Origin of the sequence: Pseudomonas sp. Q1-7, from assembly GCF_028010285.1 — a bacterium.
In the GTDB taxonomy this organism is placed as follows: Bacteria; Pseudomonadota; Gammaproteobacteria; order Pseudomonadales; family Pseudomonadaceae; genus Metapseudomonas.
On the sequence record NZ_CP116304.1, the window covers coordinates 3044069 to 3062264 of the forward strand.

The 18196-nt window shown below is 61.3% G+C and carries 20 protein-coding genes; 6 read left to right on the top strand and 14 right to left on the bottom strand.

What is annotated here, in order from left to right; translation table 11 throughout:
* From PJW05_RS13985 to gorA, 7 genes are all read right to left on the bottom strand, one after another.
* Window positions 1-1050 (bottom strand): TRAP transporter substrate-binding protein, encoded by a 1050-nt coding sequence (locus PJW05_RS13985; RefSeq protein ID WP_271407619.1) that lies wholly within the window; start codon window positions 1048-1050, stop codon window positions 1-3.
* Between the two features lie 158 nt (window positions 1051-1208).
* Entirely contained in the window at window positions 1209-2543 is a 1335-nt protein-coding gene (locus PJW05_RS13990) for a TRAP transporter large permease (RefSeq protein ID WP_271407620.1), read from the bottom strand.
* Entirely contained in the window at window positions 2540-3049 is a 510-nt protein-coding gene (locus PJW05_RS13995; RefSeq protein WP_271407621.1) for a TRAP transporter small permease subunit, read from the bottom strand. The genes PJW05_RS13990 and PJW05_RS13995 overlap by 4 nt, the downstream gene beginning before the upstream one ends.
* Window positions 3050-3144: 95 nt before the next feature.
* On the bottom strand, window positions 3145-3954 hold the full coding sequence (locus tag PJW05_RS14000) for a dienelactone hydrolase family protein (protein ID WP_271407622.1): 810 nt from the start codon (window positions 3952-3954) through the stop codon (window positions 3145-3147).
* Between the two features lie 88 nt (window positions 3955-4042).
* Complete coding sequence (locus PJW05_RS14005; RefSeq protein WP_271407623.1) at window positions 4043-4423, bottom strand: VOC family protein; 381 nt, start codon at window positions 4421-4423, stop codon at window positions 4043-4045.
* A 4-nt stretch (window positions 4424-4427) separates the two neighbouring features.
* Window positions 4428-5051, bottom strand: a complete 624-nt coding sequence (locus PJW05_RS14010; RefSeq protein WP_271407624.1) for a trimeric intracellular cation channel family protein — start codon at window positions 5049-5051, stop codon at window positions 4428-4430.
* Window positions 5052-5057: 6 nt separating this feature from the next.
* Window positions 5058-6416: a glutathione-disulfide reductase gene (gorA, locus tag PJW05_RS14015; protein WP_271407625.1), complete on the bottom strand. Its 1359-nt coding sequence runs from the start codon at window positions 6414-6416 to the stop codon at window positions 5058-5060.
* A 94-nt stretch (window positions 6417-6510) separates the two neighbouring features.
* Here gorA and PJW05_RS14020 point away from each other — a divergent pair, with 94 nt between their 5' ends.
* Entirely contained in the window at window positions 6511-6933 is a 423-nt protein-coding gene (locus PJW05_RS14020; RefSeq protein ID WP_271407626.1) for a VOC family protein, read from the top strand.
* A 64-nt stretch (window positions 6934-6997) separates the two neighbouring features.
* Here the strand turns inward: PJW05_RS14020 and PJW05_RS14025 are convergent.
* From PJW05_RS14025 to PJW05_RS14040, 4 genes are all read right to left on the bottom strand, one after another.
* Window positions 6998-8220 (bottom strand): IS3 family transposase gene (locus tag PJW05_RS14025; protein ID WP_271407627.1). Its coding sequence is split into 2 segments (ribosomal slippage): window positions 6998-7869 and window positions 7869-8220, totalling 1224 coding nucleotides; the frame shifts between segments, so codons are not numbered across the junction.
* Between the two features lie 104 nt (window positions 8221-8324).
* Window positions 8325-9164, bottom strand: coding sequence for a UTP--glucose-1-phosphate uridylyltransferase GalU (galU, locus tag PJW05_RS14030; RefSeq protein WP_271407628.1), 840 nt, complete (start codon window positions 9162-9164; stop codon window positions 8325-8327).
* Between the two features lie 48 nt (window positions 9165-9212).
* The gene (locus tag PJW05_RS14035) at window positions 9213-10574 is read right to left on the bottom strand and encodes a UDP-glucose dehydrogenase family protein (RefSeq protein WP_271407629.1); all 1362 of its coding nucleotides are present in this window, start codon (window positions 10572-10574) and stop codon (window positions 9213-9215) included.
* A 112-nt stretch (window positions 10575-10686) separates the two neighbouring features.
* The gene (locus PJW05_RS14040) at window positions 10687-10971 is read right to left on the bottom strand and encodes a hypothetical protein (protein WP_271407630.1); all 285 of its coding nucleotides are present in this window, start codon (window positions 10969-10971) and stop codon (window positions 10687-10689) included.
* A 746-nt stretch (window positions 10972-11717) separates the two neighbouring features.
* On the opposite strand from PJW05_RS14040, the gene PJW05_RS14045 reads away from it, so the two are divergent.
* The 5 genes from PJW05_RS14045 (at window position 11718) to PJW05_RS14065 (ending at window position 14681) form a co-directional block, all read left to right on the top strand.
* Entirely contained in the window at window positions 11718-12119 is a 402-nt protein-coding gene (locus PJW05_RS14045; RefSeq protein WP_271407631.1) for a J517_1871 family lipoprotein, read from the top strand.
* Between the two features lie 18 nt (window positions 12120-12137).
* Window positions 12138-12632: a YecR family lipoprotein gene (gene yecR, locus PJW05_RS14050; protein ID WP_271407632.1), complete on the top strand. Its 495-nt coding sequence runs from the start codon at window positions 12138-12140 to the stop codon at window positions 12630-12632.
* Window positions 12633-12663: 31 nt separating this feature from the next.
* A complete protein-coding gene (locus PJW05_RS14055; protein WP_271407633.1) occupies window positions 12664-13122 on the top strand; it encodes a hypothetical protein in 459 nt (152 codons plus the stop codon).
* On the top strand, window positions 13119-14150 hold the full coding sequence (locus PJW05_RS14060) for a serine/threonine-protein kinase (RefSeq protein WP_271407634.1): 1032 nt from the start codon (window positions 13119-13121) through the stop codon (window positions 14148-14150). Before PJW05_RS14055 ends, PJW05_RS14060 begins: the two co-directional genes overlap by 4 nt.
* A 207-nt stretch (window positions 14151-14357) precedes the next feature.
* Window positions 14358-14681, top strand: a complete 324-nt coding sequence (locus tag PJW05_RS14065) for a DUF4224 domain-containing protein (RefSeq protein WP_333908705.1) — start codon at window positions 14358-14360, stop codon at window positions 14679-14681.
* Window positions 14682-15148: 467 nt separating this feature from the next.
* On the opposite strand, the gene PJW05_RS14070 is transcribed toward PJW05_RS14065, so the two are convergent.
* From PJW05_RS14070 to PJW05_RS14080, 3 genes are read right to left on the bottom strand one after another with little or no spacing between them, the layout of a single operon-like run.
* Window positions 15149-15499, bottom strand: a complete 351-nt coding sequence (locus tag PJW05_RS14070; protein ID WP_271407635.1) for an HNH endonuclease — start codon at window positions 15497-15499, stop codon at window positions 15149-15151.
* Window positions 15486-15836, bottom strand: coding sequence for a hypothetical protein (locus PJW05_RS14075; RefSeq protein ID WP_271407636.1), 351 nt, complete (start codon window positions 15834-15836; stop codon window positions 15486-15488). Before PJW05_RS14075 ends, PJW05_RS14070 begins: the two co-directional genes overlap by 14 nt.
* Window positions 15836-18190, bottom strand: a complete 2355-nt coding sequence (locus tag PJW05_RS14080) for a hypothetical protein (protein WP_271407637.1) — start codon at window positions 18188-18190, stop codon at window positions 15836-15838. Before PJW05_RS14080 ends, PJW05_RS14075 begins: the two co-directional genes overlap by 1 nt.
* Window positions 18191-18196: the final 6 nt, after the last annotated feature.

Here is an 18196-nt window from a genome sequence, read left to right on the forward strand (position 1 = left end):
TCAGGAGCGGTACGGCGGGCCGGCCTTGGCCATCAGCGCGTTGTACTGCTTGAAGATCTCGACGACCTTGGCACAGCGCGGGCTGGTCTTGGCGATCTCATCCCAGAACTTGTGGGCTTCCTCTTCCACGGTCTTCCATTCCGCATCGGGGATGGAGGTCAGCTGCAGCTTGGTGCCGTCCACCCGCAGCTTGGCCTCGCCGCCCCAGTACCAGTGCTGGCGGTAGTAGTGGGAACTGTCCATGCACAGGCGGAACAGGGTCTTGAGGTGCTCGGGCACCTCGGCCCAGCGCTTGGCATTGGCGAAATAGGAGCCGATCCAGGCACCGGAGATGTTGTTGCTGAGGAAGTACTTGGTGACGTTGGCCCAGCCCACCGTGTAGTCCTCGGTGATGCCCGACCAGGCGATGCCGTCCAGTTCGCCGGTCTGCACCGCCACTTCCACATCCTCCCAGGGCAAGGTCACCGGGATCACGCCAAAGCGCGTGAGGAACTTGCCCGCCGTGGGAAAGGTGAAGACGCGCTTGCCCTTGAGGTCCGCCAGGCTGCGGATGGGCTCGACCGTGGCGAAGTTGCACGGGTCCCAGGAGCCCGCGCCGAGCCAGACCACGTCCTTGACCTCGGCATAGGCCTCTTCCCAGATCTTGTTCAGCCCCCACTGGTGGAACAGGGTGGGGACGTCCAGGCTGTAGCGCGTGGCGAAGGGGAAATAGCCGCCGAACACCGCGACGTCCACGGGCGCCGCGATGGAGTCGTCATCGCTTTGCACCGCGTCTATGGTGCCCTTCTGCATGGCGCGGAACAGCTCGCCGGTGGGCACCAGCTGGTCGGCGAAATACAGCTGGATCTCCATCTCGCCATTGGCCGCCTGGTTGAAGGCGTCGATGGAGGGCTTGATCACGTGCTCGGCCAGCGCCGGCCCGGCGTAGGTCTGCAGGCGCCAGGTGATCTTCTTGCCGGATTGGGCATGCACGAAGGGCGCACCCAGCGTCGCACCCACCGCGCCGGTGGCGACGGCGGCGCCTTTGAGGAACGTACGTCTGCTACTCATGAGTTACCTCCAGGAGAGTCGAAGGGGGTGCCTGGCACCCGCCCAGCCCTGCGCCGTCACTGACGACGCAGCGTTCTCAGGTCGGCATGGCCCCTGCTGTACTCCGCCTGTTCCATTGCGCCGCCAACCGCGCGACGCAGAGTGCCGCTCCTGACGAATCAACCTCCCCCGCCGCCGTAGTGCCACTGGGGCAGCCAGAGGGCGATCTGGGGAAAGATCATCACCAGCGCCAGGGTGATGACCATGATGAACACGAAGGGCGTCACCGAGCGGTAGATATCGCCCAGCGACACCTCCGGGGGCGCCATGGCCCGCATGAGAAACAGGTTGTAGCCGAAGGGCGGCGTCATGTACGCCATCTGGCAGGTGACGGTGTAGAGCACGCCATACCACACCAGGTCGAAGCCCAGCGCGCCCACCAGGGGAATATAGAGCGGCGCGACGATCACCAGCATGGCGGTGTCGTCGAGGAACATGCCCATGATGATGAAAGAGGCCTGCATCAGGATCAGGATCTGCCAGGGGCTCAGGCCCATCTGCTCCACGAATATCCCTTCGATGGCCTTCACCGCGCCCAGGCCGTCGAACACCGCGCCGAAGCACAGCGCGGCGAGGATGATCCACATGAACATGCAAGTGATGCCCAGCGTCTTGCGCAGGGTGTCTTCCATCACCCGTCGCGTCAGGCGGCGCTGGAACAGGGCGGCCAGGGTGGCCGCCAGGGCGCCGACGGCGGAGCTTTCCACCAGACTGGTGTAGCCGAGCAGGAACAGCCCGGTCATGGCCAGAAAGATGAACAGCGGAACCAGCCCCGCGCGGAGCACGCGAATGCGTTCGCCCCAGGTGATCCGCTCGCGCTCCTCGCGGCTCAGCGGCGGACCGAGCCGGGGTTGCAGGCGACAGCGGATGACGATGTAAAGGACGAACAGGCTCGCCATCAGCACGCCCGGAAACACCCCAGCCAGCCACAACTGCCCCACCGGCTGGCGGGCGATCATGCCGTAGAGCACCAACACCACGCTCGGCGGAATCAGGATACCGAGGGAGCTGCCGGCCTGGATCACCCCGGTGACCATGATCTTGTCGTAGCCGCGCTTGAGCAATTCCGGAAGGGCGATGGTCGCGCCGATGGCCATGCCGGCGACACTGAGGCCGTTCATGGCCGAGATCACCACCATCAGCAGGATGGTGCCGATGGCCAGGCCGCCGGGCAGCGGCCCCATCCAGACGTGGAACATGCGGTAGAGGTCGTCGGCGACGCGCGACTCGGAAAGCATGTAGCCCATGAACACGAACATGGGCAGGGTCAGCAGCGGGTACCACTTCATCAGTTTCATGGCGGCACTGAAGGCCATTTCCGACCCACCGTCCCCCCACAGCGCCAGCGACGCCGCCACGGCGACAAAGCCAATGGCGCCGAACACCCGCTTGCCGGTGAGCAGGAGCAGCATCATTGAACTGAACATCAGCAAGGCGATGAGCTCGTAGCTCATGGCAACTCCTTGCCGAGGACGATGGCCAGATCGCGGAACAGGCACGCAATGGCCTGCAGCAGCATCAGCAGGACGCCGAAGGTCATCAGCACCTTGATCGGAGCCATCTGCGGTGACCAGGCCGAATAGCTGGTTTCCTTGTACTCCAGGGCGTACTGGGTCGAGGAGATGCCGCCATAGAGCAACAACGCCAGGTAGAACAGCAGAAAGCCCACCGTCATCACGTCGATCAAGGCACGCGCACGCGGACCGAAGCGGCCGTAGACCAGGTCCATGCGCACATGGGCATCGAGCTGCATCGAGTAGGCGCCGCCCAGCAGGAAATAGGCGACCATCAGGAACTGCGCCGACTCCAGGGTCCAGATCGACGGTTGGAAAAAGGTCTTGGAAATCGACGAGTACAGCAGGACGGCCAGCATCACGAAGATCAGGTACATGGCGAAACGGCCAACCGCGCGGTTGAACCACTCCACTGCCCGGACATAGGCGCCTATGGCACTGAACATGCCGCTAACCCTGAGAAAGTTGCCGTCCTCCGAAACGATAGACGATGAGCGGCGAATGCCAAGGAAGCCCGCGACCGGCACGGGCTTCACGTGGATCAGGGCTGGGCGAACACTTCCTCGAACAGCGCCTGCATGTCGGTCCAGGAGTTCTCGTCGGCGACCTGGCTATAGCCCAGGTCCGGGCCCTTCTCGCTGCCATGCCCGGCATGGCTGAGGCGATCGGCATCGGGGTTGGTGAAACTGTGCTTGGCCTTGGGCTGGATCACGACGCGATAGTCCGCCTTGGCCTCGTCGAACTCCTGCTTGAAGGCCTTGACCGATGCCATCGGTACCAGGGTGTCCTTCTCGCCATGCTCCACCAGCACCCTGGCCTTGATGGCACCGGGCTTGGCCGGGTTGGCGGCGGCCAGTACGCCATGGAAACTGACCACGGCAGCCAGGGGCACGCCCTGGCGCGCCATGTCGAGCACCACCTTGCCGCCGAAGCAGTAGCCGATGGCGGCGAGTTTTTTGGGGTCGGTCTGCGGCTGTGCCTTGAGCAGATCGAGCCCGGCGAGGAAGCGCGCCTTGGCCGCGGGCGCACTGGCCAGGGCCGCCTGCATGAAGGCCTGGGCGTCGGCCGGATGCTCGGTGTTCTTGCCGTCGCCGTACATGTCGATGGCGAGGGCGCTGTAGCCGAGCGCGGCGAGGTCACGCGCGCGGCGTTTGGCGTAGTCGTTCAAGCCCCACCATTCGTGGACCACCACGACCCCGGGCCGCTGGCCAGCAATGGCGTCGTCATAGGCGTAGTAGCCGACCAGCGCGGTTCCGTCCGGCCCCTTGTAGGGAATCTCGGTGGTCTTGATCTCGGCGCGGGCAAGGCCAGCGCCGAGGAGCAGCGCAAGCAGCAGCGCGAATCTGGACATACGGATTTCCTCCAATCTGCAAAGGCGAATATTGACTGCATCCAGTGTCGCGGGTTTGACGGATTTCGCCAGCGTAGGACCTGAAAACCTACTCGGGATATCGACTGATTTCGATCAGGTTACCGTCCGGATCGCGGAAGTAGACCGACTCGATCGGGCCCAGGGCGCCCGTGCGCGCCACCGGCCCCTCCTCCACCTCGACACCCTGCCGGGCCAGATGCTCCATCACCCGCTGCAAGGGCCAACGGGTGATCAGGCAGAGGTCGATGGCGCCGGGCACGGGGCGCGCGGCCTTTGGCTCGAACTCGCGACCAGCCTCATGCAGGTTGAACTTCTGCTGGCCGAACGCCAGGGCGTGGCGGCCGGCGCCGAAGGTCTCGTGGCGCATACCCAGTACCCGCTGATAGAAAGCCAGGGTACGGGGAATGTCGGCGACGGTGAGCACCAGGTGGTCGATACGTTCAAGCATGGCGTCAATCCCGGTCCAGTAGATGGAAGCGCGGCAGCGACAGCTTCCAGTGGATGGCCGCGAGGCGGATCAGCAGCACCACCAGCATGGCCGCCAGGGTCACCAGCCAGCCCGGCAGCGCCAGTTCGCGCAGACCGATGAACACCAGGGAACCGGCGATGCAGGCGATGGCGTAGATCTCCTTCTGGAAGATCAGCGGCACCTCGTTGCAGATGATGTCGCGCAGCACGCCGCCGCCCACGCCGGTGATCACCCCCATGATCACCGCGGTGCCTGGCTGCAGGTTGTTCTGCAGCGCGACCTCGGTACCGTAGACAGTGAACACGGCCAGGCCGAAGGCGTCCGCCCAGAGCAGGCCGGTCTCATTGATGGGCCGGGTCAGGCGCACCCAGGCCACCGTGCCGACGGCGGCCAGGGAGGCGATCAGGATGTAGGTGTCGTCCCTGATCCAGCTCACCGGATGGTTGCCGAGGATGACGTCGCGCAGGGTGCCGCCCCCCAGGGCGGTGATGATGGCGATCACCAGCACGCCGAACAGATCCATGGATTTACGCCCAGCCATCAGGGCGCCGGTGATGGCGAAGACCGCCACGCCGAACAGGTCGGAGAGGTAGAAGAGCGGCTCCATTCAGGTTCAGACACCCACCGGGGTACGCAGGGTGACGAACTCTTCGGCCGCCGTGGGGTGCACGCCGATGGTTTCGTCGAAGATGCGCTTGGTGGCGCCGGCCTTGAGCGCAACGGCCAGGCCCTGGACGATCTCGCCGGCCTCCGGGCCGACCATGTGGCAGCCGAGCACGCGATCGGTCTCGGCATCCACCACCAACTTCATCAGGGTGCGCTCCTGGTTGTCGCTCAGGGTCAGCTTCATCGGACGGAAGCGGCTCTCGAAGACCTTCACCTCGTAGCCCTCGGCGCGCGCCTGCTGCTCGCTCAGGCCGACGGTGCCGATATTCGGCAGGCTGAACACCGCAGTGGGGATGTGCGTGTAGTCCAGTGGGCGGTATTCCTCGGGCTTGAACAGGCGGCGCGCCACGGCCATGCCTTCGGCGAGGGCCACCGGTGTGAGCTGCACACGGCCGATCACGTCACCCAGGGCGAGAATCGACGGCTCGGTGGTCTGGAACTGCTCGTCCACCTTGATGAAGCCACGCTCGTCCAGCTCGACGCGGGTGTTCTCCAGGCCGAGGTTATCGAGCATCGGGCGGCGGCCAGTGGCGTAGAAGACACAGTCGGTCTCCAGCTGGCGGCCGTCCTTGAGGGTGGCGAGCAGGCTGCCATCAGCCTGCTTCTCGATGCGGTCGATGTCGGTATTGAACTGCAGGTTGAGGCCCTTCTTGCCCAGTTCGTCGCGCAGGTGGATGCGCACGGCGTCGTCGAAGCCGCGCAGGAACAGCTCGCGGCGATAGAGCAAGGACGTCTGGGCGCCCAGCCCATGGAAGATCGACGCGAACTCGACGGCGATATAGCCGCCGCCCACCACCAGCACGCGCTTGGGCAGTTGTTCGAGGAAGAAGGCTTCGTTGGAACTGATGGCCAGCTCGCGGCCGGGAATATCCGGGATCTGTGGCCAGCCGCCGGTGGCGATGAGGATGTGCCGGGCAGTGCAGCGCTGGCCGGCGACGTCCACGGTGTGCGCGTCGACCAGCCTGGCGTGGCCTTCCAGCAGAGTAACGCCACTGTTGACCAGCAGGTTGCGGTAGATGCCGTTGAGGCGATGGATTTCGCGGTTCTTGTTGGCGATCAGCGTGGGCCAGTCGAAGCCGGCCTCATCGAGGCTCCAGCCGAATCCCCGGGCCTGCTCGAAGTCTTCGGCGAAGTGAGCACCGTAGACCAGCAGCTTCTTCGGCACGCAGCCGACGTTGACGCAGGTGCCGCCCAGGTAGCGGCTTTCGGCGATGCCCACACGGGCCCCGAAACCGGCCGCGAAGCGCGCCGCACGCACGCCGCCGGAACCGGCACCGATAACGAAGAGATCGAAGTCGTAAGCCATGGCAAGTCTCCAGAAACAAGCCGCCAGCATACCGGAAGATCTGTCTCTGGCCAGTTGCCGGGCCTATTCTTGAGGCATCGAGAAGGAGATTCCCATGCGCCCTACCCTCACCCACCTGGCCCTGCATGTACCGGAACTCGAACCCTGCATCCGCTTCTACACGGACTTCTGTGGCATGCGCGTGATCCACGAGCGCGCCGGCAAGGGATCGAAGATCGTCTGGATGGCCGAGCCCGGCAGGGAGCATCAGTTCATCATCGTCATCATGCCCGGTGGCCAGGATCGCCACCTGGCGGCCACCGACTACAGCCACTTCGGCTTCGCCGTGGAAAGCCGCGAGCAGGTCGATGCCATCGCCGCGCGAGCCGAAATGGCCGGCTGCTTGATCTGGCCACCGCGCGACGAACCCTACCCCGTCGGTTATTACTGCGGCCTGCGCGACCCGGCGGGCAATTATGTGGAGTTCAGCTATGGCCAGCCGCTGGGGCCGGGCTCCGAGGCCTTGCCGATTCCCTGACCACCCGGGTAGCCAATGTCTAGTCCTGAAATAGGTTTACACCTATCAGGCCAGGATCCAGACCTCAAAACGCCCGATGCACCGCATCGGGCGTTTTGTATTTCAGGGCTTGGTGAGGGCGTTCCCGGTTATAGATGTCCACGGCCTCGCGCACCATCCGGCGGGCCTGTACCAGGTTCGCTGGAGTCTGGGTCAGCAGTTCGTTCTTCAGGATGCCGTTGACCCGCTCGGCCAGGGCGTTTTGGTAGCAGTCATAACCATCGGTCATCGAGCAGGTAATGCCGTGCTGGGCATGCAGGCGTTGGTAATGCGCCGAGCAGTACTGGATGCCACGGTCCGAGTGATGCACCAGGGGCTGGCGCGTCCGGCGCCGCTGCAAGGCCAGGCTAAAAGCCCGGGCAACCGACTCGGCATGCAGCCCTTCATGGACATGGTGCCCCACGATCTTGCGCGAGTAGGCATCGGTGACCAGGCTCAGGTACAACGGGCCGCTTTGGCTGGGCAGGTAGGTGATGTCGGCGACCCAGACCCGTTCCGGCGCGTCGGGCTGCACTTGCTGCGGGCCGGGCTTGAGCAGATTGGGGTGGCGATAGAAGCGGTGAAAGCTTTGAGTGGTCTTGTGATACGCCCGCTTGGGCAAGATCAGCAGCCGGTGCTCGGCCAGCACGCGAAACAGGCGATCCCGCCCGACCCGCAGCCTCGGGTCGGCCTGACGCTGAAGCACGAAATGCAGTTTCCGTGTGCCCAGGCGCGGCTGACGCATCCGCAGGTGCCGCACGAACTGGGCGACCTGTCGATCCTGATGGCCGCGGCGATCCGCCGTCCGGTTGCGCTGGTAATAGGCCTGGCGACTGATGCCCATGAACTGGCAAGCCCTGCTAACGCTCAGCCCTTGGACTTGCCTTTGCGTGAGGACTTGCCGGTACGCTTTTTTACGATGGAAACGCCGTAGTCGTTCTTCAGCACATCCACCACGGCCTCAAAGAACTGGGCCTTCTGGTTGGCCAGCTCCAGCTGCTGCTCCAGTTCCTTGATGCGCTGCTCGGAGGTCAAGGGTCGATAGGGCTCGGACACGGAAAGGCTCCTTGCGGTACGGATGGACGCCCCCTGGCTCCAATCCTGCCGACCGTGCTTGCGTAACCACACCAACACCGTCGACCGACCCTGGATGCCATAACGGGCCTGAGCCTCCTTGTAACTCATTTCGCCTTTTTCGACCTGGTCGACGACCGCCAATTTAAAAGCCAGCGTGTAATCGCGCTGGCTACGTCGTACACCTTGCGCCATGGGACGCTCCTGAAAACAAAGGCCAAGGTGTAAACCTTATTCAGGACGGGACACAAACATGAAAAAGGCCGCCCGAATGCGGCCTCTCTCGTGGTTCGGCCCGATCAGAAGGCCTTGCCGGTCTTGTACAGGTTTTCGAAGCAGTAGTTGGTGGCTTCGATGTAGCCTTCCGCGCCACCGCAGTCGAAGCGCTTGCCCTTGAATTTGTAGGCCAGTACGCAACCGTCCTGGGCCTGTTTCATCAGGGCGTCGGTGATCTGGATCTCACCGCCCTTGCCCGGCTCGGTTTTCTCGATGAGCTCGAAGATGTCCGGGGTCAGGATGTAGCGGCCGATGATCGCCAGGTTGGACGGCGCGTCTTCGGGCTTGGGCTTTTCCACCATGCTGTTCACGCGGAAGATGTCGTCACGGATCATCTCCCCGGAAATCACACCGTACTTGGAAGTTTCCTCGCGCGGCACTTCCTGGATGGCAACGATGGAGCAGCGGAACTGGTTGTACAGCTTGACCATCTGGGTCAGTACGCCATCGCCTTCCAGGTGCATGCAGAGGTCGTCCGCCAGCACGACGGCGAAGGGTTCGTCGCCGATCAACGGACGGCCGCTGAGGATCGCGTGGCCCAGCCCCTTCATCTCGACCTGGCGGGTGTAGGAGAAGCTGCATTCGTCGATCAGGCGACGGATGCCAACCAGGTACTTCTCCTTATCGGTCCCCTTGATCTGGTGCTCCAGCTCGTAGCTGATGTCGAAGTGGTCTTCGAGGGCGCGCTTGCCGCGGCCGGTAACGATGGAGATTTCGTTCAGGCCAGCGTCCAGGGCCTCTTCAACGCCGTACTGGATCAGTGGCTTGTTGACCACTGGCAGCATTTCCTTGGGCATCGCCTTGGTAGCCGGCAGGAATCGGGTACCGTAACCAGCAGCGGGGAAAAGGCATTTCTTGATCATTTCGATCCTTGGGGGGTGGGTGTTATGGCGAATTGCCGCGCAGTCTAATCACGCCGCACTCGCCTTACAATGCCCGCTCGCGGGCCTTCCTATGCCCCGGTGGAGGAACCCCGCTTCGGCCAGTTGTGCCGGTTCGTAGAGGTTGCGTCCATCGAAGATGACGGGCATGCGCATAAGACCGCGAATGCGCTCGAAGTTCGGCTGGCGGAACTGCTTCCACTCCGTCACCAGGACCAGCGCATCGGCGCCTTCGACCGCGCGGTAAGGTGACTCCGCCAAACGCAGCTGCCCCGACTCAACGGCTTTCGGGTAACGCGCAGCAACACCGGCATTGGCGGCCGGGTCATGGGCCTGGACCCGCGCACCAGCCTGCAGCAGCGCCTCCAGCAGAACCAGGCTCGGTGCTTCGCGCAGATCATCGGTACCCGGCTTGAAGGCCAGTCCCCAGAGCGCCACCACCCTGCCCTGCAGGACGCCATTGAAATGCTCGCGCAGCGCCTGGAACAGCAAGGTCTTCTGCAGTGCATTGCGGGCCTCCACGGCGCGCAGGATGCCGGGTTCCATGCCCTCCTGCTCGGCGGTGCGGATCAGCGCCCGCACATCCTTGGGGAAACATGAGCCGCCGTAGCCACAGCCCGCATAGATGAAGTGGGTGCCAATGCGCTTGTCGCTGCCGACGCCACGGCGTACTTCTTCGATGTCCACACCCAACCGGGCACAGATGCCGGCCATTTCGTTCATGAAGGAGATCTTGGTGGCGAGGAAGGCGTTCGCGGCGTACTTGGTGAACTCCGCGGCACGTACCCCCATGGTCAGCACCCGTTCGTGATTGCGCACGAACGGCGCGTAGAGACGACGCAGCTGCTCTGTGGCCTCGGGGTGGTCGCAACCAATGATGACGCGGTCCGGCCGCATGAAATCATCGATCGCAGACCCTTCCTTGAGGAATTCGGGATTACTCGCCACCTGCACCCTGAACGCCAGGCCGCGTGCCGCCAGGCCGTCATGGATGCGCCGGGCCACCCGTTCGGCCGTTCCCACCGGCACGGTCGACTTGTCCACCACCAGGCAGGGACGTCGGAGGCAGGCGCCCAACTCGTCGGCCACCGCCAGCACGTGACTCAGGTCGGCGGAGCCGTCCTCGCCACTGGGCGTGCCGACGGCGATGAACACGATGTCGGCCTGCTCGATGCCCTCCTCAATGCGCGCAGTGAACGTTATCTGGCCATTGGCGAGGTGCGTCTGGAGCATGGGTTCGAGGCCGGGCTCGTAGATCGGCACCTGCCCGCGGGACAGGCGCGCCAGTCGGAATGGATCACGCTCCACGCAACTCACCTGGTTGCCCATCTCGGCGAAACAGGTCGCCGTCACCAACCCCACATAACCCGCACCGATCACGCATAGCCGCATGGATAGCACCTCCGCCTGTGATAGGCGGATTCCATCCAAGCCTCGTGGCAAGCCAGTGACGGCGACGTGACAGTACGGAGAAACAACAACGCCTCGATTGGGGCGGTTGGGCTCAGGATTCCTGCGGAAGTTCGTTGAGTTCCATTTCCACCAGGGCTTCGGTGCCCTCGTAGGGGATCGGCATATCGCTGTAGGCCGCCAATGCCTCCCAGTGCTGATCGAGGCCAGCCCCTATCGCCGCCAGATGATCGATCATGCGCCGTCCCGCGCTCTTCACGGCGCTGTCCTCGCTGCGCATCATTTCGAAGGACATTTCGCTCATCGCTGCCGTCAGGTGCGTAAGGCTGCGCGTGGTGAGACTGAGCAGGCGCACCAGTTGTTGTTCTTTCGATTCCATTCGATTCCCCTCTTTCGCCCGATCCATTCAGGCACTCCTGAAGCTGGCCGAATCACGCAACGGATCGCGCTGCCGTTTCTGCCTTGACCCACATACACGAGAGAAAAGTCCTAGGCATCAATCAGACCAATCCTTCGCCGAACGGCACACGATGACATAGGAATGAAGCCTGCGCACCTGTTGCCGGAAACGAACAGGCCCGCACATGGCGGGCCTGGTGTTCGTAGTAGGTGGCCGGTGCTGGTTTCCGGCTTACGAGGTTTTTCAGGCATCTGACAGAAGCACGTCAACTCTTCTGCTTCACACGGCGTAAGGGCTGGATCTCATCGGGGAGATCTTTCTAACCGTGTACCCTTCGGAACGCGCCCCACGTTTCCTCGCTATCCGCTTGCGCATCAGTCTGCGTATCCACCTACTGATATTGAGGCTAGCAAAGGCCCCGGTTTTCGGTAGCGCGTTTTTAGACCGTTTTCTTACAGCCTGGCGACGCGCAGAAACCGAGCGCGCTGGGCTTGTGCCGAAACCACGTGAACAAAAGCGTGCAGGTGATTGATTCGAATGGTGCCGGAGCGGGACTCAAATAGCACCAATCAAACGCCCATGAAATATGGATTTAACAGATAACGAAAACCCGCCATATACCAAAGCGTATACCTAAACCCCAAGGTACTGATCTATCTCCGCCTTATAGCCCGGGCGATCATCACAGTGGCAGAATGCCTGAACTTTCTGACAAGGAGGTCGCCATGCGCACCATCACCCTGATCCTCGCCGCTGGCGCACTGGCCGGCTGCACCCTCCCCTTCGACGACCTGCGCAACAACGACTTTGTGCAGGTTCAGCCGCAGCCGGCGCCGAGCGATATCGCCGGGGTCTGGACAGGCACTGCAGGCCCTTACCTGATGACCCTGGCCATCAACCCGGATGGCACGGGTTCGCATTGCTACACATGGGGCGAAAGCAATGTGCTGGAGCGCATCAAATTCGATGGCAAGCAGGTGCGAATCCAGGACGGCAGCAGGCTCAAGGTCTATCGATCTGGCGACCAGTTGGTTGGCCAGGCGCCGTACACCGGTAGTCAGCCCATCAAGCTCGTGCAGGACAGCAACCTGGCCAACGCCTCTATCTATTGCGCTCAGAATCTATAAGCCTGAAAGGAGTCAGTTATGCGTGCCATCCCCCTCGCTCTGCTCGCCCTCGCGACGGTAGTCGCCGTCACTGGCTGCGCCACCAAGAAGGATTTCTATGCCATGGGCGGCAGCCGCGCCGATGGCACGGTGGACATGGCCTACGACTTCGCCCCATTTGAGCAACCGGTCGTCAACAGGAGCCAGGCCCAGAGCATCGCCAAGTCGAAGTGCCAGGTCTGGGGCTATCAGGACGCCGAGTCGTTCGGCGGTCAGCAGCAGAACTGTCACCAGTTCAACGGCTATGGCTCCTGTGTCGCCGGCCAGATCGTGATCAAGTACCAGTGCATCGGCGACGGCGCTCAAGCGGCCCCCGTTAGCTCATTCGCTCCTGCGGCGGCCTCAGCCGCCACCCCTCCAGGCGCCCTCTCCCGCGACCAGTGGAAGCAGCAGCAACTCGACCAGCTCAGCCGAGAAACCGGCCTGAGCTACGAGGAGTACCAGCGGCGGTATCAGAAAATAGTGGGTCAATAATATTTAGGGCCAATAAAGGCGCAGCCGGATTATGATTACCATTGGAATCAGGGCAGAGCCCAAAAAGGTAACATTCGCAATCTTTGACAGCGAAAAGAACAAAATCAAGAACCTTGAAGAGATTGTAATACCAACAACCTTCAGCCTTCCGGAACAGCTTAAGTTTCTCAGAAATACCCTTCTAGATATCGCCCGAGAATATGGCGTCGAGGCGGCGGGAGTACGAATCGCCGAATCATCCTCGCAAAATCAGAGCAATGAGCGACTTTACCTTGAAGCGGTAGCCATGGAGTCGTTTGCCAGTAGCACCATCAAAAGCTACTACGCCGGTAGAAAGACAGGAATTTGCTCAAGACTAGAAATCACAACCAAGCTCTTTGATGAAATTGTTGGAGGCCGAGACCCCTTTGCTGACGTCAAAGGATGGCCATCCAATAAATCAGTTGTTTCTAGGGAAGCGATTTTGATAGCCATGGCGGCCTGCGCATGAAACTTTCATACCAAACAGCAAATGTAACATTTAAGAAGATCAAGGATATCGGCCAAAACGGACGGAACTCCAATGTCTTTTTAGTGCACGACAAGCACCTAAATTCCCACCTAGCCATCAAGGAAATAAAGACAGACGGCTTCAACGAAGAGGCGTTCCTAGAAGAAGCCCAGATGCTTTACTCAAGCAGTCACCCGAATGTCGTGCAAGTCCAGTACGCATGCAATGATGGCGAAAACATATATATTGCAATGCCGTACTATGCAAACGGCTCCCTAAAAGATCTAGCGGAGAAAGGCAACCTCACTGCGCGAGAAATAATACGCTATGCAATTCAGTTTCTATCCGGACTAAACAATGTCCACTCAAAGGGGCTTTTGCACTTTGATATTAAGCCTGACAACATACTTATCTCGGACCGAAACGAAGCCCTGATTTCGGATTTCGGTCTATCAAAGAACATGGACGAATATGGCTTTGCTACTCCAGACGGCAGCTATGCAGACCATGCACCCCCAGAATCCGTCAGCACTTCCGACCTTGATGTCCGCTCCGACATCTATCAGGTAGGCCTAACCTTATACAGACTATGCGTCGGAATGGACTCTCTTTCTGAGCAGAAGGATGGATTCGAAAACGGAGCAGCATTTGCAGCAGCAATGCGGAAGGAAACCTACCCGGACCGAAGCATCTATCCACCCCATATCCCCATGGGGCTACGAAAGATAGTAAATAAGTGCATCAAGAAAGATCCTGATGACCGGTATGACTCAGTAATAGATCTGCTAAACGCCCTTTGCTCTGTGGAGGCAACAGGACTCGACTGGGTCTATTCGGAAACCGCTGATCGGCAGGAGTGGACGGACACCTCTTGCGACGGGTACAAATATCAGTTCTTCGTCTACGCTGACGGAAAGTACGAAGGACTCAAAACTAAAGGAGCCGGCGCCCCACGGCGGGTCGGGGACTTCTGCGGCAAAGGAATCGACGCAAAACAGATCTCTCAAATCCTTTCATCTGAATGGTAACCCTATGAGCGAAAAGGATTATTTGAAGAGAAGTGATCTCTCGAAGGGGCAGAAACGTCCTCCGCGAGAACGGTCAAAAAAGCCGCTGGCCACCTATGACCAGTTGCTAGAAACCAAGAAATACATCTCCTTCAAGTGAGAAAGCCCCGCCACCGAGCGGGGCTTTTTGTTTCTGGCCTATCCTCCAACCACTGCCCGGAGGTTGCCATGACCGATCCCGATCTGCTCACTGCTGTGATCAATCGCCTGAGTGCGGCCGTTGAAGGGCTCACAACTCAGATCCAGCTCACCGACGTGAGCACCTACATGGAGTTTCTGTCGGAGGAGGAGCTGGCGGCCATGATCGGTGCCAAACGTGCCAGCAAGCAGATCGAGTGGCTGAGAAGTCGCCGCTGGAAATACGAACTGAACGCGGCCGGGAAGCCGGTCGTGGGGCGCATCTATGCTCGCGAGAAACTTGGCGGCAGAGAACCAAAAGCCGCACTGCCAGCGTCAGAGCCCTGGGTACTTGATCTCTCGAATGTGGGATGACTTTCTCGGCGAGACCTCGCAACCGCCTAGGCGATGTCCAACACCGGGCCGAAGCGCTTTCCACCATGGTGAGCAACGCCTGTAACGTTGCCGCGCCGTTACTCCACCGTTAGCGCCGGCTGGTAAACTTTACCGGTACAGCTCCGATCTAGGTCCAGGGGTTAACTGTTAACTCGTTTTCAGCAAATCAAATGGTGTTAACAAATGAACGAAACCCTAGAGCCGCAAGGGTTCCAGGGCGTTTGCTGATTTGATTTGCTGATTAACAGGGGTGTTAACCGGAGGCTGTAGGGGGGATTTTTTCTGTGCGTGGGGTGGCGGGCGGTTTCCCAAGGGAAGGGGATGAAGTATCCAACCGCCCCCCCCTGGCCCGGGCTGAGTTTTCAGGAAAATTCTTCCGATTAATGATCGAAGAAGGATGGGCACGGTTTCCCCGGAGACGGTCTGGAGAAATTGGCAGTCCCCCCTCACTCGGTCGGCCAGCCATCTACTCCGATCCTTCGCTTCTGGGTGTATCCGAGGTCAATGCTGGTCTTCTTGGCGTGGCAGCCGTCAGTACCGGAACACAACACCTGGCAGTTGTCTTCGGTGTCGCTGCCGCCTTGGTACAGGGGCACCTTGTGATCCAGCTCAAACCCACCAGGGAAGTCGCACAGGCGACCGCAATGGGCACAACATGGATTGCGGGACCAGACCTTCAGGCGTCGATCCTGGAGCTTCCGGCCCGTCAGCCTGCGCTCCTTGGTGGTGGGAAGTGATTGAACGGGCCTGCCCTTGACCTCCTGCAGACGGGGCTTGAGCGTTCTAAGCCGCGCCATAGTCGTCGCCCTCGGAATACTTCTCGGACACGAGACGAAGGATGATATCTAGCGCGCGCTGATGTCTTTGAAGTGAAATGGCGTTGTGCCGTTCAAACGCCTCCGTCACCGCTTCATCGATCAGGCGCATGTCCTCCTGACTGACATTGATATCTGGCAGAGAGAACGTGGTGCCCTCTTGGCTATCACAAGCGAGGAAGTATCTCCGCATTTCCCCCAAAGCCACATCGACATGCTCAGGCGCTACACCATCCTCTAGCATCAGCTCCCTGAAGCTGGGCTCCGCAATCCTCCAGCGTCGTGTTGAGGGTTCCGGCATCTTGATTAGATTACCCATCAGTCGTACCTCGTTGAGCCGCGCACACCACGAGCCACTGCGCGCTGAATGGAAGCGCTGGCTTCGCGTGCCTCGCGAGCGTTGGTCATGCTTGGGAAGTTGTTCGTGATCTGGATTGGCCGCTCGGTTTTGCCGCTTCTTCCGGACATGCCAGCCTGAACTTCGGCCAAGGTCCTATCGAGCTTGGCGCTGGTCTCCGCGGTGGTAACCCGCTCCCCTTTCTCCAGCAACCAGGTTCCGGTTGCAGGAACCGAGTCGATACCGTCGTGCGCCATGCCGGCGATGGTCTGGGCGCCGATAATGCCCGCCGAGGCGTAACCCATGCCCCTGATGAATTGGGCGTAGACCGCACCTTCCTTCGGCCCCAGGCCAATCGGTGGAGGCGCCATGGCTGCGGCGGCCGCCGCTTCGGTGTTCATGATGGTTTGAGCGATGGCCAGGGCCTGCTGTGCGGCGAAGGTGGCCTGATAAAGTCCTGACTGTTCGCCGTAGAAGGTCTTCGCCAGGTTGGAGAGGTTGCCGAAGAAGCTGGAGGTGCCGGCCAGCGTGGCGATCTGCCGGGCGGATTCCAGGTCCGCCAGGGCCTGCTCATGCTGCGCCTTGAGCTCCAACTCCTTGGCGTCCCATTCCTCGTTGAGTTCAGCCTTGTCCTTGCGGCTCTGCTCCAGGATTTCCAACTGCTTGGAGTACCAGGTTTCAAGCTCTGCCGTGGCTGTGTCGACCTTCATGATCTCGCCGATGGGACCGCCTACGGATGGGTCCAGGCCGGCGAACTGGGGCGCCGGGGCAAACGCTGCGTCGATTGCGCGATCAGTCTGTTTGCGGCGCTCACCCTCGGGCAAGTCGGGCATGGCCTCGATCAGGCGCAGGCGTTCCTTCAACTGGTCGGTTAGCTGTTCCTCTTCGGTGCGCAGGTCGCTGACGACGGCCTTGTAGTCTTCCTGCTGCTTCTTGGCCTTCTCGAAAGCGTCCACCGCATCCAGCGCGGCGGCTGCTTGGTCAAGCTGCGATTGGGTGGCGCCGTCCAGCGCCAGCTTGAACAGGGTTTCTTCCTTGGTGGTCATGCCCAGGGTGGCGGCCTGAAGCTCCAACGCCTTGATTTGCGAGGCGATTGCGGCGGCGGTCTGCTTGGCGGCCTTGGTCTTCTTATCTTCGCTCGCGACGAAGGCCAGCCCGGTAGCAGCGGCAGCTTCCCGGCCGGCGACGGTTGCGCTTGCAGCGGCTTCTGCGGCCGCCTGGGCGTCGGCATAGAACTGCTTGAACGCCTGGCCCGCCAACGGCCGGTTGAGGGTTTCCTCGATGTTGTTCACCGCCTCGCGGGCGATGCCGTTGGACTCGGTAGCGAACTGGCGCAGGCTGGCCACGGTGTCCGAGTAATCCACGCCCGGCAGGTAGCTGATGGTGTCGAGAATGCCGGCGGCGTTGTTGGCAACGAACGATGAGGCTTCGGAAAAGCCGGCGATGATGCCGTCTGCGACGACCTCAAAGACCCGTTTCACACCATCGGCGGCATCCACGACAAAAGACAGCGCCTCGACGATGTCGCCGGTCGTGTCCTGGACTACAGTGCCCAGGCCGCCCGCCTCTTCGGCGGCCTTCAGGAACTCGTCGCCTACGGCTTTCAGGATCGGCGCCAGCTCAACCGTCAGTTGCTTGGCGATGCCGTCACCGAGCAGGCCGAAAGTCGACAAGGCGTCGTTGGCCATCTCGACTTTCGCAGCATCTACGTCCGACAGGTTAAGGCCGAAGATCTCGACCTGTCGGGCCGCTTCAGCAATGGTTCCGGGGTCAAGTGCCTGGATGGCAGTCGCACCCTCTTCACCAAACAGTTTGCCGGCGACAGCGGCGCGCTCGGAGGCCTGGACGTTATCCCGAAGCGCTTGGTTGATCTGCGAGATTCGCTTGTCGAGTGGCAGCTTGGCGATATCTTCGGCGCTCAGCCCGAGTCGCTCAAAGGCCGCTGCCTGCTCCTTGGAGCCTTGAATCGCCAGGCCCAAGCGCTGCTCCAGGGCGCGGCTGGCGCCCTCGATCTTATCCATGCCCACGCCAGCCAATTCGCCGGCCCGTCCCAAGGTTTCCAGGCTTTCGTAGCTGGTGCGCAGGCGTTGGGCCATCTTGGCTTGCGAATCAATGACCTCGCGTTGCTTCTCCACCATGAACACCAGGGCCGCAGCCGCCGAGGCAGCACCGACTCCTATCGTCGCGCCAATGGCCTTGCCGGCGTCGGTCGCGGCTTTTTTGATATCAGTCATCCGCTTCTGAGAGTCGCGGGCGGCCTTGTCCAGGGGGCCGGTGAAGCCCCCGGTCTTGGCGATCAGGTCGAGCGTGAGTTGTCCAAGTGAACGACTGGCCATTCGGGT

Bases quoted from the DNA above. Each gene is read 5' to 3' on its own strand.
- galU (WP_271407628.1), bottom strand. From the start codon at position 9,164: ATGATCAAGAAATGCCTTTTCCCCGCTGCTGGTTACGGTACCCGATTC.
- PJW05_RS14075 (WP_271407636.1), bottom strand. From the start codon at position 15,836: ATGGGTAATCTAATCAAGATGCCGGAACCCTCAACACGACGCTGGAGG.
- gorA (WP_271407625.1), bottom strand. From the start codon at position 6,416: ATGGCTTACGACTTCGATCTCTTCGTTATCGGTGCCGGTTCCGGCGGC.
- PJW05_RS14000 (WP_271407622.1), bottom strand. From the start codon at position 3,954: ATGTCCAGATTCGCGCTGCTGCTTGCGCTGCTCCTCGGCGCTGGCCTT.
- PJW05_RS14055 (WP_271407633.1), top strand. From the start codon at position 12,664: ATGATTACCATTGGAATCAGGGCAGAGCCCAAAAAGGTAACATTCGCA.
- PJW05_RS14060 (WP_271407634.1), top strand. From the start codon at position 13,119: ATGAAACTTTCATACCAAACAGCAAATGTAACATTTAAGAAGATCAAG.
- PJW05_RS14065 (WP_333908705.1), top strand. From the start codon at position 14,358: ATGACCGATCCCGATCTGCTCACTGCTGTGATCAATCGCCTGAGTGCG.
- PJW05_RS14005 (WP_271407623.1), bottom strand. From the start codon at position 4,423: ATGCTTGAACGTATCGACCACCTGGTGCTCACCGTCGCCGACATTCCC.
- PJW05_RS14070 (WP_271407635.1), bottom strand. From the start codon at position 15,499: ATGGCGCGGCTTAGAACGCTCAAGCCCCGTCTGCAGGAGGTCAAGGGC.
- yecR (WP_271407632.1), top strand. From the start codon at position 12,138: ATGCGTGCCATCCCCCTCGCTCTGCTCGCCCTCGCGACGGTAGTCGCC.
- PJW05_RS13985 (WP_271407619.1), bottom strand. From the start codon at position 1,050: ATGAGTAGCAGACGTACGTTCCTCAAAGGCGCCGCCGTCGCCACCGGC.
- PJW05_RS14035 (WP_271407629.1), bottom strand. From the start codon at position 10,574: ATGCGGCTATGCGTGATCGGTGCGGGTTATGTGGGGTTGGTGACGGCG.
- PJW05_RS14010 (WP_271407624.1), bottom strand. From the start codon at position 5,051: ATGGAGCCGCTCTTCTACCTCTCCGACCTGTTCGGCGTGGCGGTCTTC.
- PJW05_RS14045 (WP_271407631.1), top strand. From the start codon at position 11,718: ATGCGCACCATCACCCTGATCCTCGCCGCTGGCGCACTGGCCGGCTGC.
- PJW05_RS13995 (WP_271407621.1), bottom strand. From the start codon at position 3,049: ATGTTCAGTGCCATAGGCGCCTATGTCCGGGCAGTGGAGTGGTTCAAC.
- PJW05_RS13990 (WP_271407620.1), bottom strand. From the start codon at position 2,543: ATGAGCTACGAGCTCATCGCCTTGCTGATGTTCAGTTCAATGATGCTG.
- PJW05_RS14040 (WP_271407630.1), bottom strand. From the start codon at position 10,971: ATGGAATCGAAAGAACAACAACTGGTGCGCCTGCTCAGTCTCACCACG.
- PJW05_RS14020 (WP_271407626.1), top strand. From the start codon at position 6,511: ATGCGCCCTACCCTCACCCACCTGGCCCTGCATGTACCGGAACTCGAA.
- PJW05_RS14080 (WP_271407637.1), bottom strand. From the start codon at position 18,190: ATGGCCAGTCGTTCACTTGGACAACTCACGCTCGACCTGATCGCCAAG.